Origin of the sequence: Bradyrhizobium sp. sGM-13 (genome assembly GCF_018398875.1) — a bacterium.
Taxonomy (GTDB): domain Bacteria; phylum Pseudomonadota; class Alphaproteobacteria; order Rhizobiales; family Xanthobacteraceae; genus Bradyrhizobium.
On record NZ_JAGWDK010000475.1, the window covers coordinates 1 to 224 of the forward strand.

Genomic DNA, 224 nt, shown 5'->3' on the forward strand with positions numbered 1-224 from the left:
GGCGAATTGAGGATGTATCTCGGGAGCTGGGGCAGCTATTCGATCAACGACGTCTCCGCCATTCTGCCGAACTACTTCGACGGCGGCGCCGACGACTATGCGCGCGATCCCGACGTGCAGAAATGGCTGGTCCAGGGCGGCTCATCTATCAACCCGGAGGTGCGCAAGGAGGCCTATTCGGCGGCGATCAAGAAGATCACCGAACAAGCCTATTGGGCGCCGCT

At 60.7% G+C, this 224-nt stretch carries 1 pseudogene; it reads left to right on the top strand.

The features are described 5' to 3' along the window. Positions 1-12: 12 nt before the first annotated feature. Positions 13-224 (top strand): annotated as a pseudogene (locus KJQ96_RS39710) (ABC transporter substrate-binding protein); the annotation flags it as partial.